At 72.0% G+C, this 13,627-nt stretch carries 14 protein-coding genes; 7 read left to right on the top strand and 7 right to left on the bottom strand.

Going from position 1 to position 13,627, the window contains the following annotated elements:
* Nucleotides 1–27 precede the first annotated feature (27 nt).
* Nucleotides 28–1,173: a threonine aldolase family protein gene (locus ACIRJR_RS04550; RefSeq protein WP_403773634.1), complete on the top strand. Its 1,146-nt coding sequence runs from the start codon at nt 28–30 to the stop codon at nt 1,171–1,173.
* Nucleotides 1,174–1,316: 143 nt separating this feature from the next.
* Here ACIRJR_RS04550 and ACIRJR_RS04545 read toward each other — a convergent pair whose 3' ends face one another.
* A complete protein-coding gene (locus ACIRJR_RS04545) occupies nt 1,317–1,475 on the bottom strand; it encodes a hypothetical protein (protein WP_403773631.1) in 159 nt (52 codons plus the stop codon).
* 103 nt (nt 1,476–1,578) lie between these two features.
* On the opposite strand from ACIRJR_RS04545, the gene ACIRJR_RS04540 reads away from it, so the two are divergent.
* Complete coding sequence (locus tag ACIRJR_RS04540) at nt 1,579–2,691, top strand: DUF5937 family protein (protein ID WP_403773825.1); 1,113 nt, start codon at nt 1,579–1,581, stop codon at nt 2,689–2,691.
* A gap of 69 nt (nt 2,692–2,760) precedes the next feature.
* On the opposite strand, the gene ACIRJR_RS04535 is transcribed toward ACIRJR_RS04540, so the two are convergent.
* Nucleotides 2,761–3,435, bottom strand: coding sequence for a response regulator (locus ACIRJR_RS04535; RefSeq protein ID WP_403773628.1), 675 nt, complete (start codon nt 3,433–3,435; stop codon nt 2,761–2,763).
* A gap of 20 nt (nt 3,436–3,455) precedes the next feature.
* Nucleotides 3,456–4,664 carry a sensor histidine kinase gene (locus tag ACIRJR_RS04530; RefSeq protein ID WP_403773625.1) on the bottom strand — a complete coding sequence of 403 codons (1,209 nt, stop codon included), beginning with the start codon at nt 4,662–4,664 and terminating at the stop codon, nt 3,456–3,458.
* A 96-nt stretch (nt 4,665–4,760) separates the two neighbouring features.
* On the opposite strand from ACIRJR_RS04530, the gene ACIRJR_RS04525 reads away from it, so the two are divergent.
* Both ACIRJR_RS04525 and ACIRJR_RS04520 read left to right on the top strand, forming a co-directional pair.
* Complete coding sequence (locus tag ACIRJR_RS04525) at nt 4,761–5,762, top strand: SAM-dependent methyltransferase (RefSeq protein ID WP_403773622.1); 1,002 nt, start codon at nt 4,761–4,763, stop codon at nt 5,760–5,762.
* Nucleotides 5,759–6,901 carry an NADH-quinone oxidoreductase subunit D gene (locus ACIRJR_RS04520; RefSeq protein ID WP_403773619.1) on the top strand — a complete coding sequence of 381 codons (1,143 nt, stop codon included), beginning with the start codon at nt 5,759–5,761 and terminating at the stop codon, nt 6,899–6,901. Before ACIRJR_RS04525 ends, ACIRJR_RS04520 begins: the two co-directional genes overlap by 4 nt.
* A 70-nt stretch (nt 6,902–6,971) precedes the next feature.
* On the opposite strand, the gene ACIRJR_RS04515 is transcribed toward ACIRJR_RS04520, so the two are convergent.
* The 4 genes from ACIRJR_RS04515 to ACIRJR_RS04500 form a co-directional block, all read right to left on the bottom strand.
* Nucleotides 6,972–8,000, bottom strand: coding sequence for a hypothetical protein (locus ACIRJR_RS04515; RefSeq protein ID WP_403773616.1), 1,029 nt, complete (start codon nt 7,998–8,000; stop codon nt 6,972–6,974).
* 115 nt (nt 8,001–8,115) lie between these two features.
* A complete protein-coding gene (locus ACIRJR_RS04510) occupies nt 8,116–9,093 on the bottom strand; it encodes a glycine betaine ABC transporter substrate-binding protein (protein ID WP_403773613.1) in 978 nt (325 codons plus the stop codon).
* Nucleotides 9,094–9,145: 52 nt separating this feature from the next.
* Nucleotides 9,146–9,820: an ABC transporter permease gene (locus tag ACIRJR_RS04505; RefSeq protein WP_403773610.1), complete on the bottom strand. Its 675-nt coding sequence runs from the start codon at nt 9,818–9,820 to the stop codon at nt 9,146–9,148.
* 3 nt (nt 9,821–9,823) lie between these two features.
* Nucleotides 9,824–10,543 (bottom strand): ABC transporter permease, encoded by a 720-nt coding sequence (locus tag ACIRJR_RS04500; protein WP_403773607.1) that lies wholly within the window; start codon nt 10,541–10,543, stop codon nt 9,824–9,826.
* A 141-nt stretch (nt 10,544–10,684) separates the two neighbouring features.
* Between ACIRJR_RS04500 and ACIRJR_RS04495 the strand changes: the two genes are divergently transcribed.
* The 3 genes from ACIRJR_RS04495 to ACIRJR_RS04485 all read left to right on the top strand — a co-directional run bounded on the left by ACIRJR_RS04495 (nt 10,685) and on the right by ACIRJR_RS04485 (nt 13,503).
* Entirely contained in the window at nt 10,685–11,860 is a 1,176-nt protein-coding gene (locus ACIRJR_RS04495) for an ABC transporter ATP-binding protein (protein WP_403773604.1), read from the top strand.
* 303 nt (nt 11,861–12,163) lie between these two features.
* Nucleotides 12,164–13,024, top strand: a complete 861-nt coding sequence (folP, locus tag ACIRJR_RS04490; protein ID WP_403773601.1) for a dihydropteroate synthase — start codon at nt 12,164–12,166, stop codon at nt 13,022–13,024.
* Nucleotides 13,021–13,503 carry a nuclear transport factor 2 family protein gene (locus ACIRJR_RS04485; RefSeq protein ID WP_403773598.1) on the top strand — a complete coding sequence of 161 codons (483 nt, stop codon included), beginning with the start codon at nt 13,021–13,023 and terminating at the stop codon, nt 13,501–13,503. The genes folP and ACIRJR_RS04485 overlap by 4 nt, the downstream gene beginning before the upstream one ends.
* The last annotated feature ends 124 nt before the right edge of the window (nt 13,504–13,627 follow it).

Raw genomic sequence — 13,627 nt, 5'->3', positions numbered from 1 at the left:
GTCAGCGGTCCGGGTGATGATCGTCCCATGGGAGTCACCGATGAGCAGAAGCAGCGGCACCGCAGACTGACCGCGTGGCAGCGGTCGGGAAAGGTGCTGGCGCGGGCGTCCGCGGACCACACCCTGGCCGAGCGGCTGACCGCGCTGGCGGCCGACGCCGGCACCGTCCACGACCTGGGCGGGTGGACCGACGTGTACGGCGACGGGGTCGTGGCCGAGGTCGAGCGGCGCACCGCCGACCTGCTCGGCATGGAGGCCGCGGCTTTCTTCCCGACCGGGACGATGGCCCAGCAGATCGCGTTGCGGTGCTGGGCCGGGCGCACGGGCGACCGGACCGTGGCACTGCACCCCCTCTCCCACCCCGAGGTGCACGAACGCGGCGCGCTGACCTCGGTGAGCGGCCTGCGCACGGTGCATCCGACCCGCGCGCCCCGGCAGCCGACGGCGGACGAGATCCGGGACTTCCCCGAGCAGTTCGGCACGCTGATGGTGGAGCTGCCGCTGCGTGACGCCGGATTCGTCCTGCCCACCTGGGAGGAGCTGGAGGCCGTCGTGGCCGCGGCCCGGGAGCGGGACGCGGTGGTGCACATGGACGGAGCGCGGTTGTGGGAGTGCGCCTCGCACTTCGGGCGCGGGCTGCCTGAGATCGCGGCGCTCGCCGACAGCGTGTACGTGTCGTTCTACAAGTCCCTGGACGGGCTGTCCGGGGCGGTGCTGGCAGGCCCCGAGTCGCTGGTCGAGGAGGCGCGGACCTGGCGCCACCGGTACGGCGGGCAGGTCTTCCAGCAGTATCCGGCGGCGCTGTCCGCCCTGCTGGGCCTGGAGCGCGAGCTGCCGAGGCTCCCGTCCTACGTCGCCCAGGCGAAGGTGGTCGCCGCGGCCCTGGCCGAGGGGTTCGCCCACTCCCCGGTGCCCTGGTCCCGGGTGCACCCCGAGCCGCCCCACACCCATCAGTTCCAGGTCTGGCTGCCCTACGCCGCGGAGGCGCTGGACGAGGCGTCGGTGCGGCAGGCCGAGGAGACGGGCGTGACCCTCTTCCGCCGCTGGTCCGCGGCTCCGGCGGGCCCGCCCGGTCTCTCGTTCACCGAGGTCACGGTGGCGGCGCCGGGGCTCGGGTGGACGGCCGACGACGTGAGGGAGGCGGTGGCGGACTTCGTGGCACGGCTCGCGTAGGCGCCCCGGCGGCGGGCACGGGCGCCCCGGCGCGGGCGCGGACGCCCCGGCGGCGGGCAGGGTGGCCTCGGGACGGGAGGGATGCCCCGGGCGGCCGGGCCCAGGCAGTTCGCCGCCCGCCACAAGGCGCCTCGGTCCCTGCCTCAGGAGAGAGGCGGCCGGTGGGCGGCCGTCCAGGCGCGGATGCGCCTGCGGATCCCGCGGAGGACCTCTCCGTCGTGGCGGCCGGGCAGCGGCGGCGGAACCTCACCGTGCCGGGCGGCCCGATAGCTGTCGAGCATGTGCTGCTGAACGATGTCCATGAGTCCAGCCTGGCCCCGTCCCGGCAGGCCCGCCCGTGGATTGACGGCTGCCGTCAAGTGGCACCGGGCCCGCCTCCGCACCCCGCACCATGGAGGGGTGAGCGTGCACATCGACATCGCGGGCCTGCCTCCCGAACGCGTGGTCTTCGAGACCTCCCCCCTCGCCGAGCTGGGGCTTGCCCTGCACGCGCTCTCCGAGCCCGGGCACCACCCCGGGCTGCACGGCTGGGCGACCGCGACGTCCGCGGCTCTGGAGCCGGACCTCGCGGACCGGCTCCACGAGGCGGACTTCCTGTGGCGGAACACCTTCTCCGACGTCTTCATGCCGTTCGCCGGAGTGCGCGGAGGGGACGGCAGGACCGGTGCGACCCTCGCCGAGGACCTGGACATCCTGGACAGGCTCGACGACGAGAGGTTCGTGTCGGCAGCCCTGGAGTTCACCTGCGCGAACCTCTACGCGACGGGGGCGCCCTCGCCCCTCGCCGACGCCGGGATGCGGACCCGCGCGCTCGACATGGCCTCGGCCAGGGGCCCGAAACAGCTGGACTTCACCCGGCAGCTGCTGGCCGACCCCAGCTCGGTGCGCGGCTGGATCCGGCGCCTCTTCGAGGACTGCGACCAGGCGTTCTTCGCCGACACCTGGCGGCGGGCCCAGGTCCAGCTGGCCGCTGACGCCCGGCACAAGACCGAGGTACTGCGCCGCAAGGGCGTCGGCGCGGCGCTGAGCGCGGTCTCCGCGGCCCTGTCGCTGGACGAGGAGACCGGCAGGATCAGCGTCGACAAGCTGACCACGGGCCGGACCGAGGCCACGGGCTCCTCCGCGGGCACCGGCCTCACCCTCATCCCGACCAGCTTCGGCTGGCCGCACCTGATGGTGCTGCACGCCCCGGGCTGGCGTCCGGTGATCCACTACCCGGTGCACCGCCCCGAACTGCCCTCCCCGGCCTCCGTCGAGCTGCTCCAGCTCCGGATGGAGGCACTGGCCCATCCCATGCGGATGCGGATATGCCGCAACCTCGCCCGCTCGCCGTACACCACGGGCGAGCTGGCCGACTCGCACGGCATCACGCCTCCCGAGGTCTCGCGCCACCTGGCCCTGCTCAAGAAGGCCGGCCTGGTCACCACGCGCCGGCGTGGCCGGTACGTCCTGCACTCCCTGGACCTGACGGTCGTGGCCCGCCTGGGCAGCGACTTCCTGGAGGGCGTACTGCGGTGACCGGCGCCGTACCGGACGGCCCGTGCGCCGTACCGGAAGGCCCGTGCGCCGTACCGGAAGGCCCTCCGGTCAGCCCGCCCCGCCGCCGGCCCTGACCAGCCCCGTCTCGTAGGCGAGGACGACGACCTGGACCCGGTCGCGCAGTCCCAGTTTGGTGAGGATGCGGCCGACATGGGTCTTCACGGTCGCTTCGGACAGCACCAGCCGGCCCGCGATCTCGCCGTTCGACAGCCCCTGGGCGACCAGCAGCATCACTTCACGCTCGCGGCCGGTCAGCTTCTCGACGTCCTTGTGCTGCGGTTCCTTCGTGCCGCTCGGCAGCATCGGGGAGAACCGGTCGAGTAGCCTGCGGGTCGTGGACGGGGCCACGACGGCGTCGCCGCTGTGCACCGACCGGATGGCCGAGAGGAGCTCACCGGGCGGCACGTCCTTGAGCATGAACCCGCTGGCGCCCGCCTTCAGACCGGAGAAGGCGTACTCGTCCAGGTCGAACGTGGTCAGGATCAGCACCTTGGGCGGATCGGTCCGCGCGCAGATGCGCCGGGTCGCCTCGACGCCGTCCAGCCGGGGCATGCGTACGTCCATCAGCACCACGTCGACGGCGGTCGACCGCAGGATCTCGATCGCCTCGGCCCCGTCGCCCGCCTCAGCGACGACCTCCATGTCCGGCTGGGCTGCGAGCACCATCCGGAAACCGGTGCGCAGCAGCGCCTGGTCGTCGACGAGCATCACGCGGATCGCCATGAGGTGGTCCTGTCCTTCTGTCACTGGTTGGCCGGCTTGAGCGGGAGCAGGGCGCTGATCCGGAAGCCGCCGCCCTGGCGAGGGCCCGCGTCCAGCGTGCCTCCGACCATGCCGACCCGTTCGCGCATGCCGATCATTCCCTGCCCCGCGCCGTCCGCCCCGCCGTCCTCGTACAGCTCGTGCGGGGAGCCGCGGCCGTCGTCCTCGACCAGCAGGCCCAGTCCGTCGTCGAAGTAGACCAGCCGCACGCTCGCACCGGCGTCCGGACCGCCGTGCTTGCGGGTGTTGGTGAGCGCCTCCTGGACGATGCGGTACGCGGTCAGTTCGACCCCGCTCGGCAGCGGTCGCGGAGTGCCCTCGATCTTGAAGTCCACGGCGAGACCCGTCTCCCTGACCTTGCCGACGAGCTCCTCGATCTGCTCGACGTCGGGCTGGGGGACGTACTCCCCGCTCTCCTCGGCATCGCCGGTCCTGAGCACGCCGAGCAGCCGCCGCATCTCGGCGAGCGCCTGGCGGCCGGTGCCGGAGATGGTCTCCAGCGCCTGCCGGGCCTGGTCCGGGGACGCGTCCATGACGTACGCGGCGCCGTCGGCCTGGACCACCATCACCGAGACGTTGTGCGCGACGACGTCGTGCAGTTCGCGGGCGATACGGGCCCGTTCGGCCGCCACGGCGACCTTCGACTGCGCCTCGCGCTCCCGCTCCAGCCGGGCCGCCCGCTCCTCCAGCTGGCTGAAGTAGGCCCGCCGGGTGCGTATCGAGTCGCCGAGCACCCACGCCAGGACGAAGGGCACGGTCATGATGACGACGTAGCCGGCCGTCTGCGCCCAGCCGCCGCCGGGGGCCTCGTCGGGCCACCGCAGCCGCGACAGCCCGGCCGCGACCAGGCTGCACCCGAGCGCGAGCCGGGACGCCCAGCGCTCTCCCACCGTGGCGACGGTGTACGTGATCACCAGCATGGCGAAGTCGGCCACACCGGGCCGCACACCGAGCGCCAGCTGGGCGAGACCCATCAGGATCGCGAGCAGCAGCATCTTCTCCGGGGCACGGCGGCGCAGCGCGACCACGGCGCACAGACCGACGGCGATCGGCACGGCGGCGACGCGCTCCGGGCCGTCACCGACCTGCTCGGCCACGATGGACATGCCGGAGAACCCGAGGAGGAGGACAGCCCAGAGGATGTCGACGCCCGTCGGGTGTCTGCGGATGAAATCGTAGAAGCGCTGCACGTTACCCAGCGTAGGGACAGCTGATCGGTGCCCGGGTCAGCCGAAGGGCCGATCCGGGTCCTGGGACCGTACTCCCCAAGGTGGAGACTTGCCTACGTGACGTATGACTGGTGCCGCTGGCGGGAAGCCGCAGAGACCGCTTTGTACGGGGAAGAGGGGTTCTACCGCCGCCCGGAGGGCCCCGCGGGCCATTTCCGCACCTCGGTGCACGCCTCTCCGCTGTTCGCCGCCGCCGTCGCCCGGCTGCTCGCCCGGACGGCACGGGAGCTGGGGACGGACTCGGTCGGCCTGGTTGACGTGGGAGCGGGCCGCGGCGAGTTGGTGACCGGGGTGCTGGCGGCACTGCGGGACGGGACGGTGGCGCCCGGCCTCACCGTGCGGGCGTACGCGGTCGAGATCGCCCCGCGCCCGCCGGGCCTCGACCCGGCCGTCGAGTGGTGCGCCGAACCGCCGCGGGGCGTGCGCGGACTGCTGTTCGCCAACGAGTGGCTGGACAACGTCCCGACGGACATCGCCGAGGCCGACGAGGACGGGGTGCCGCGCTACGTCCTCGTGCGGAGGACCGACGGCACCGAGCGGCTGGGCGAGCCGGTGACCGGCGAGGACGCCCGGTGGCTGAGCCGCTGGTGGCCGCTCTCCCGGCCCGGGGACCGGGCGGAGATCGGCCGGCCGCGCGACGAGGCCTGGGCCGGAGCCGTCGCCTCGCTGGCCGCCGGGACCGCGGTGGCGGTGGACTACGCGCACATGAGGGAGGCGAGGCCACCGTTCGGGACGCTGACCGGTTTCAGGGCAGGCCGTGAGGTGCCGCCGGTGCCGGACGGCAGCTGCGACCTGACCTCGCACGTGGCCCTGGACGCGTGCGCTTCCGCGGCGGACGGCGAGGCCGAGCTGCTGGACCAGCGGACCGCCCTGCGGGAGCTGGGGATCGGCGGCGAACGCCCGCCGCTGGCACAGGCGTCGGCCGACCCGGCGGGCTATGTGCGGGCTCTCGCGTCGGCCGGTGAGGCGGCGGAGCTCACGGCTCGCGGCGGGCTGGGCGACTTCGGCTGGCTGCGGCATCGGATCCCGGATCGCGAAGGGGGATACTGTCCCGCATGACGGAGACGACGATCGGTATCGGCGGCGCGGCGGAGAGCACCGACATGGTGCTGAACATCGGTCCGCAGCACCCCTCCACCCACGGTGTGCTCCGGCTCCGGCTCGTCCTGGACGGCGAGCGGATCCAGCAGGCCGATCCCGTCATCGGCTACATGCACCGGGGCGCGGAGAAGCTCTTCGAGGCCCGGGACTACCGGCAGATCATCATGCTCGCCAACCGCCACGACTGGCTGTCGGCGTTCTCCAACGAGCTCGGGGTCGTCATGGCCGTCGAGCGGATGCTCGGCATGGAGGTCCCCGAGCGCGCCGTCTGGACGAGGACGCTGCTCGCGGAGCTGAACCGGGTCCTGAACCACTTGATGTTCCTCGGCTCCTACCCCCTCGAACTGGGCGGGATCACCCCGATGTTCCACGCCTTCCGCGAGCGCGAGGAGCTCCAGGCCGTGATGGAGGAGGTCTCCGGCGGCCGGATGCACTACATGTTCAACCGGGTCGGCGGCCTCAAGGAGGACCTTCCCGCGGGCTGGCTCGGCCGGGCCAGGGACGCGGTGGCGTCCGTGCGTTCGCGGATGGACGTGTACGACCGGCTGGTGCTCGGCAACGAGATCTTCCGCGGCCGCACCCGCGGGGTGGGGGTGCTGTCCGCCGGGGCCGTGCACGCCTACGGGGTCTCCGGGCCGATCGCCAGGGCCTCCGGGGTCGACTTCGACCTGCGGCGCGACGAACCGTATCTGGCGTACGGGGAGCTGCGGGACACCCTGAAGGTCGTCACGCGGACCGAGGGCGACTGCCTGGCCCGCTTCGAATGCCTCCTGGAGCAGACCCACAACGCCCTGGACCTCGCCGACGCGTGCCTGGACCGGATGGCCGAACTGCCGCCCGGGCCCATCAACCAGCGGCTGCCCAAGGTCCTGAAGGCACCGGAGGGCCACACCTACGCGTGGACCGAGAACCCGCTGGGCATCAACGGCTACTACCTGGTGTCCACGGGCGAGAAGACCCCGTACCGGCTGAAGCTGCGGTCCGCCTCGTTCAACAACATCCAGGCGCTCACCGAACTGCTGCCCGGCACGCTCGTGGCCGACATGGTGGCGATCCTGGGCTCACTGTTCTTCGTCGTCGGCGACATCGACAAGTAGCCCTGCCCAGGCGGGCGGCACCCGCCCGCCGAAGGCCCGCGCCCACGAGGACGCGCCCACGAGGACGCGCCTACGAGGAGATCGCGCTCCGCAGCTCGACGACGTCCAGCTGCTCGGTCTCGTCGTGCGCGGTCAGGTCGATGACCTTGCCGACGGCGCGGTTCTCGATCGCGCCCGTCCGGTGCGCCGCCAGTGCCTCCTCGCCCACCACGTCCGCGAGGTCCTCGTTCTGCACGGACTCGATGGCGGCGCTCGCCTTCTGCGTGCCGAAGAAGTCGAAGCTCCCCTGCGGCACGAGGTGGCGGCGGGCCGCGGCGTACGGGACGACCGCGGAGGCGGCCGGCACCGCGCGGGGCGGACGCACGGCGGCGGGGGAGAGCTGTGGTGCGGGGAGGGCCGTCCGGGAGTGGCGGTGCTGGGGGTCACCCGCTCCGCCGACCGCCGCGTGCTTCCCCTGGGGACCGTCGCCCTCCGTGTCCCGCTCCGCCGACCGCTCGGCGATGTCGCGCCGCCTGGCCAGCTCGGCCGTGCGACGGGCCTCCTGGAGTGCGGCGTTGCGCGTCAGGTCCTGGAGGGCCTGGGCGGCGCGCAGATAGGCCGCCGGGGTCGGTGTGGACCGCGCGGGCAGAAGCTCGCGCGGTGCGGACGCCTCGATGGCGAGCTGCCTGCGGCCCTCCAGCGCACTGGCCCGCTCCGTCTCGGCGTTGGCGTACCGGCGCAGCAGCGCGGCGTGCTCGCCCCGCAGGCCGGCGAGCTCCACACGCTTGCGGCGCAGCTTGGTCTCCAGCCGGGTGCGCAGTTCCCGTGATTCCTCGAGGTCCGCCTCGAGTTCGGCTATGCGCTCCTCGGTCTTCCACTCGTCACTGGCCCGGGCGCGGGTCAGCTCCGCCACCCGCAGCCCCGCCGCCCGGTCCCAGCTCCGCATCATGCAGGCGCCGGTGACGGCGGCGGCCGCCGTCACCGCCACCAGGGCGCGCAGGGCCAGAGGCTCCGCGAGGAGCCAGGCTCCGGCGGCACAGACGACCGGCACTCCGGCCACCACGGCGGGAGGCAGGATTCTGTGGAGGGGCGGCGAATGGCGGTGGCGTCCTCGTGGCATGGCCCGAAATTTACCGTGCGTACGAGTCACTTGGGAGGCCACCCGGCAATCTGTTCCCCGCCGGTTACCTGACCGGACCCCGGCGGCCTCTCAAGTGCCCCTGTCATACGCCTTTTTACTTCTTGATCAGCCCCTTCGACCGGAGATAGTCCCCGGCCGCATCCGCGGGCTTGGCACGCTCCGCGTCGACCTTGCGGTTCAGTTCCGCGAGGTCCTCGGTGGTAAGTGTGTCGGTGAGCTTCCCGAGCGCCTCGGCGATCTCCGGCGAACCCGCGTCCTTGGCATTGAGTACCGGAAGGACGTTGTCCGCGTTCTGCAGCTTCTTGTCGTCCTCCAGGAACACGAGCCCGTAGGAGTCGAGCACCGCGTCCGTGGTGGTCGTCAGGACCAGTTGGTCCTTGCCGTCCTTGACGGCCTGCTTGGACTGCGGTGTACCGACCCCCTTGGGGTCGACACCGGTGACGTCGATGCCGTACGTCTTCTTCAGTCCGGGCGCGCAGAAGGGGCGCACCTCGCACTCGTCGCCCGCCGCGATCTTGACCTTGATCTTCGACTCGCCGAGATCGGAAAGCGTCCGGAGGCTGTTCTTCTCCGCGAATTCCCTGGACACCGCGAAGGCGTTCTGGTCGACCGCGTCGCCTGCCGGAAGGACCTTCAGCCCGAGCGGGCCCGCAAGCTTCTCGAGAGCCGTGACGGTCTCCGCCACGTCACCCGAGGCGACGGGCTTCTTCTCCGCTTCCGCCGCCCCGTTGACCTTGGCGTTGAGGAATTCCGCGAGGGTCGCCGCGTATTCCGGGACGACGTCGATCTCACCCTTCTCCAGGGAGGGCTCGTACAGTTCGCGGTTCTTCACCGTGGTGACCGAGGCGTCGTATCCGGCGTCGCCCAGGATCTGGGCGTACAGCTCGGCGAGCACCTTGGACTCGGTGAACCCGGCCGCGCCCACGACGAGCGAGCCCTTCTTCGAGTCGGCACCGGCACCCTGGTCCGTGCCGCCCTCCTTCTCCAGGCTGTCGCCGCCGCAGGCGGCGAGCGACCCTGCCAGCGCGACCGCTCCGATGACCGCACCCGCTATGCGCGAGGTCCTGCTCATGTTGTTCTCCGTCCGCGAAAAATGGTGTGCACAGTCCGAGAAAGTCAGCCCGCTACGCGGTCCGGCGGCGGCGCAGGGGTGACAGCAGCCGGTCCAGCGCCATGAGTACGCCCTCCACCACCAGGGCCAGCAGGGCGACCAGCACGGCGCCCGCGAAGACCTGCGCGGTGTCGTAGGTGTTGAATCCGGCGGTGATGATCCGGCCCAGGCCGCCGAGTCCGACCATCGCCGCGATCGATGCGGTGGCGATCACCTGGACGGCGGCGGACCGCAGGCCGGTCATGATCATCGGGTAGGCGAGCGGCAGCTCGACCCGGACGAAGAGCTGTGCGCCGGACATCCCCATGCCCCGCGCGGCCTCCAGCACCGACCGGTCCACCTCCGCCATCCCGACGTAGGCGTTGGTCAGCAGCGGGGGCACGGCGAACAGCACCAGCGCGATGACCGTGGGCAGATAGCCGGAGTTCCTCAGGGGCGTCATCATGAAGAGCGCCAGCACCGCGAAGACCGGGACGGCCCGACCCACGTTGGAGATGTTGACCGCGAGCCCGCCTCCCTTGCCCACGTGCCCGAGATACAGCGCGACCGGCAGGGCGATGAGACAGGCCGCCGCGAGGGCGATCCCGCTGACGTACAGGTGCTCGGCCAGCCGGTGTGCCGCCCCGCCGTCCCCCGACCAGTTGGCGCCGGTGGTGAGCCAGACCCATGCCTCTTCGACGACTCCCATGGATCAGCCGGCCTCCGTCTTCGCGATGCCCGCCCCGGCGGACGCCCCGGCGGGCGTCCGTATCCGGGTCCAGGGCGTGAGCAGGCGTTGCACGCCGAGCAGCAGCAGGTCCGCGGCCACCGCGAGCAGCACACAGAGCACGGACGCGGTGAGCACCTGCGCCTTGAAGAAGCTGGGCAGGGCGTCCTCGATGAGATTGCCGAGGCCGCCCTTGCCGACGAGGGAACCGACCGTGGTCAGCGCGACCGTCGACACCGTGGCGATGCGCAGGCCGGCCATCAGCGCGGGCAGCGCGAGGGGGAGTTCGACCTCCCAGAGGAGGCGGACGGGGCCGTAACCCATACCCCTCGCGGCCTCCTTCGCCTCCTGAGGGACCGCTTCGAGACCCGCCAGGATGTTGCGTACGAGAATGGTCAGCGAGTAGAGCACCAGCCCGGTGACGACGAGCGCCGCCGACAGCCCGAAGAGCGGCAGCAGCAGCGAGAACATCGCCAGTGACGGCACGGTGTAGAGCACGGTCGTCAGGCCCAGCACCGGGCCCGCGAAATGCCGCCCGCGGCGCGCGAGCAGTGCGAGCGGGAATGCCACGGCGAGCCCTATCAGCACGGAGACCACCGTGATCCAGATGTGCTGGACGGTCGCGTCGGCCAACTCCTGGCTGCGGGAGCGCAGATACTCTCCGCAGATCCAGTCGTTCGCCACCAGGCAGTTCTGCTCGGCCATCCGCCCCCACCTCCTGTTTGCCCTCGCGATGCCGCCCCGGGTCCGGTCCTGGGTGACCCTATCGTCGACCACCGACAATCGCCGAGGCTGTCGTATTCCGGCAACATGGCCTTCACAGAACCCGCGTCACAATGGGGAATCATGATCCGTTTCGAGCACGTCACCAAGCGGTACGCGGACGGCACCACCGCCGTCGACGACCTTTCCTTCGAGGTCGCCGAGGGTGAACTGGTCACGCTCGTCGGGCCTTCCGGATGCGGCAAGACGACCACCATGAAAATGGTGAACCGCCTGATCGAACCGACCGACGGCCGGATATTCCTCGATGGGGACGACATATCCGCCATCGACCCCGTACGGCTCCGCCGCCGCATCGGCTACGTCATCCAGCAGGTCGGGCTCTTCCCCCACAAAACGGTCCTGGAGAACACGGCGACCGTTCCCCATCTCCTGGGCTGGGGAAGGGAAAAGGGCAGGAAGCGCGCGGCCGAACTGCTCGACCTCGTCGGACTGGATCCTTCCGTTTATGGCGGCCGCTATCCGGAGCAGCTTTCCGGGGGCCAGCGCCAACGGGTCGGCGTGGCCCGCGCCCTGGCCGCTGACCCTCCGGTCCTGCTGATGGACGAACCTTTCGGCGCGGTGGACCCGGTCGTACGGGAAAGGCTGCAGAACGAATTCCTGAAACTGCAGGCACAGGTCCGCAAGACCGTGCTGTTCGTCACCCACGACATCGAGGAAGCCGTCCGGCTCGGCGACCGGATCGCCGTCTACGGCCAGGGCCGCATCGAGCAGTTCGACACCCCGGCCACGGTGCTCGGGGCTCCGGCCACGCCGTACGTCGCCGGCTTCGTCGGCGCGGACCGCGGCCTGAAGCGGCTCTCGGTCACGCCCATCGAGGAGAGCGACCTGGACCAGCCGCCGGTCGTCCACCTCGACGATCCGCTGGCGGGGGCGACCGAGCGGCTCCGCGCCGACGGCGCGCGCTGGGCGGTCGTCCTGGACGGCCAGGACAATCTGCACGGCTGGATCCCCGCGGGCGACGGGGTGCCGGCCGAGGGCACGGTCCGTGAGCACGCCCGGCGCATGGAGGCGTGGCTACCGCTCGGGGCACCGCTCAAGCAGGCCTTCGCCACCATGCTCCAGCACGACGCGGGCTGGATCGCCGTCATCGACAAGGAGGGCTCCGGCCGCTTCCTCGGCGTACTCACCCCCGCCCGGCTCCACGAGGCACTGCGCCGCTCCATCGACGCGGACGCCCAGGCCGTGCCGCGCGCCGAGGTCGCGGTGGAGACGGTGGCGGGCGTCGGCTCCCCGTGAGGGCCTCCCCCCTTCCGGGCCTCGGGCACGGGCGGGGCGGCGGTCTCGGGACGCCGGGCACGGTCGCCCCGTGAGGCCGGGCCGGCCGCGCGACCCCGGCGACGGGGCTGCCGGGGCCACCAGGAGAGTAGGTGGGTGCCTCTCCCGTCCATCCGGCCGAACGGGGCGCGAACGGATCCCGGGGCGGCGGACCCCTCTCAGCGGGCCTTCCCGGGGACGTGCCGGCCCGTCGGCAGAGGGTCCGGCGGCGACGACCACGTGGGAGCGGCCCGGCCTCGCCCTTCTCGGGCCTAGGCTGGTCGCATGAGTACGTTGCGAGGACGGGGCACGGTGCGGGGTCTGCCGGAGTGGGACCGCTGCGCGGTCATGGGAGTCGTCAATGTGACGCCCGACTCCTTCTCCGACGGCGGCCACTGGTTCGACACCACGGCGGCGATCAAGCACGGCCTCGAACTGGCGGCCGAGGGGGCTGATCTGATCGACGTCGGCGGTGAGTCGACCCGCCCGGGTGCGAGCAGGGTGGACGAGGCGGAGGAGCTGCGGCGCGTGATCCCCGTCGTGCGGGGACTGGCCGCGGAAGGCGTCACCGTCTCCGTGGACACCATGCGGGCCGGCGTCGCCGAACAGTCCGTCGCAGCCGGTGCGGCCCTGGTCAACGACGTGAGCGGTGGCCTCGCCGACCCGGCCATGATCCCGGTCGTCGCCGACGCGGGAGTGCCGTTCGTCGTCATGCACTGGCGCGGCTTCAGCGAGTCGATGAACAGCCGCGCGGTGTACGAGGACGTCGTCGGCGAGGTCGTCACGGAACTCCGGGAGCGTATGGAGGCCGTGATCGAGGGCGGGGTGGATCCCGGGAAACTGGTGATCGACCCAGGGCTGGGCTTCGCCAAGAACGCCGCCCAGGACCTCGCGCTCGTCGCACACCTCGACCGGCTGCGCGACCTTGGCAAGCCGGTGCTCGTCGCCGCCTCCCGCAAGCGGTTCCTCGGCCATGTCCTGGCCGGCGAGGACGCCGCCCCACCGCCCGCCCGCGAACGCGACGCCGCGACGGCCGCGGTCTCCGCCCTCTCGGCCGCCGCGGGCGCCTGGGCCGTCCGGGTACACGCGGTGCGGCCCACGGCGGACGCGGTGCGGGTCGCCCGCGCCGTCGAGGGAGCCGCGTGAGCGCCCCGCGCGACGAACACGAGGAGGCGGCCGCCGACATCGCCTCGGTCGAACAGGCCAACACCGCCTTCTACGAGGCGATGGAGCGCGGCGATCTCGACGAGCTCTCCGGTCTGTGGCTGCCCGGCGAGGACCTCACCGTCTCCTGCGTCCACCCCGGCTGGCCGGTGCTCACCGGCCGCGGCGAGGTGCTGCGGAGCTACGCGCTGATCATGGCGAACACCGAGTACATCCAGTTCTTCCTCACGGATGTCGGGGTCGCGATGACCGGTGACACCGCCCTGGTGACCTGCACCGAGAACATCCTCAGCGGCGGACCGGCGGAGGACGGCAACGCGCTCGGGCCGCTCGTCGGCCAGCTCGTCGTCGCGACCAACGTGTTCCGGCGCACACCGGACGGCTGGAAGCTCTGGTCCCACCACGGCTCCCCCGTACTGGCCGAAACCGGCGAGGAAGAGGACGAAGAGCCGACCGCTTGAGTGGACCGAGCGGATCAGGGGGATTGGGGCTCCGGACTCCGGGTATACGCGGCTACCCAACCCCCCGCCGGGCCGGGCCGCGCCCCCGCGGGCGGGTGCTGTCGGTGCTCGCGGGTAGATTCGA

Source organism: Streptomyces sp. NPDC102402, assembly GCF_044765765.1.
Classification (GTDB): domain Bacteria; phylum Actinomycetota; class Actinomycetes; order Streptomycetales; family Streptomycetaceae; genus Streptomyces.
Note: the sequence above shows the minus strand (reverse complement) of the source record. Positions and strands in the feature narration are given on the sequence as shown.

Bases quoted from the DNA above. Each gene is read 5' to 3' on its own strand.
- ACIRJR_RS04510 (WP_403773613.1), bottom strand. From the start codon at position 9,093: ATGAGCAGGACCTCGCGCATAGCGGGTGCGGTCATCGGAGCGGTCGCG.
- folP (WP_403773601.1), top strand. From the start codon at position 12,164: ATGAGTACGTTGCGAGGACGGGGCACGGTGCGGGGTCTGCCGGAGTGG.
- ACIRJR_RS04495 (WP_403773604.1), top strand. From the start codon at position 10,685: ATGATCCGTTTCGAGCACGTCACCAAGCGGTACGCGGACGGCACCACC.
- ACIRJR_RS04545 (WP_403773631.1), bottom strand. From the start codon at position 1,475: ATGGACATCGTTCAGCAGCACATGCTCGACAGCTATCGGGCCGCCCGG.
- ACIRJR_RS04505 (WP_403773610.1), bottom strand. From the start codon at position 9,820: ATGGGAGTCGTCGAAGAGGCATGGGTCTGGCTCACCACCGGCGCCAAC.
- ACIRJR_RS04535 (WP_403773628.1), bottom strand. From the start codon at position 3,435: ATGGCGATCCGCGTGATGCTCGTCGACGACCAGGCGCTGCTGCGCACC.
- ACIRJR_RS04550 (WP_403773634.1), top strand. From the start codon at position 28: ATGGGAGTCACCGATGAGCAGAAGCAGCGGCACCGCAGACTGACCGCG.
- ACIRJR_RS04515 (WP_403773616.1), bottom strand. From the start codon at position 8,000: ATGCCACGAGGACGCCACCGCCATTCGCCGCCCCTCCACAGAATCCTG.
- ACIRJR_RS04500 (WP_403773607.1), bottom strand. From the start codon at position 10,543: ATGGCCGAGCAGAACTGCCTGGTGGCGAACGACTGGATCTGCGGAGAG.
- ACIRJR_RS04520 (WP_403773619.1), top strand. From the start codon at position 5,759: ATGACGGAGACGACGATCGGTATCGGCGGCGCGGCGGAGAGCACCGAC.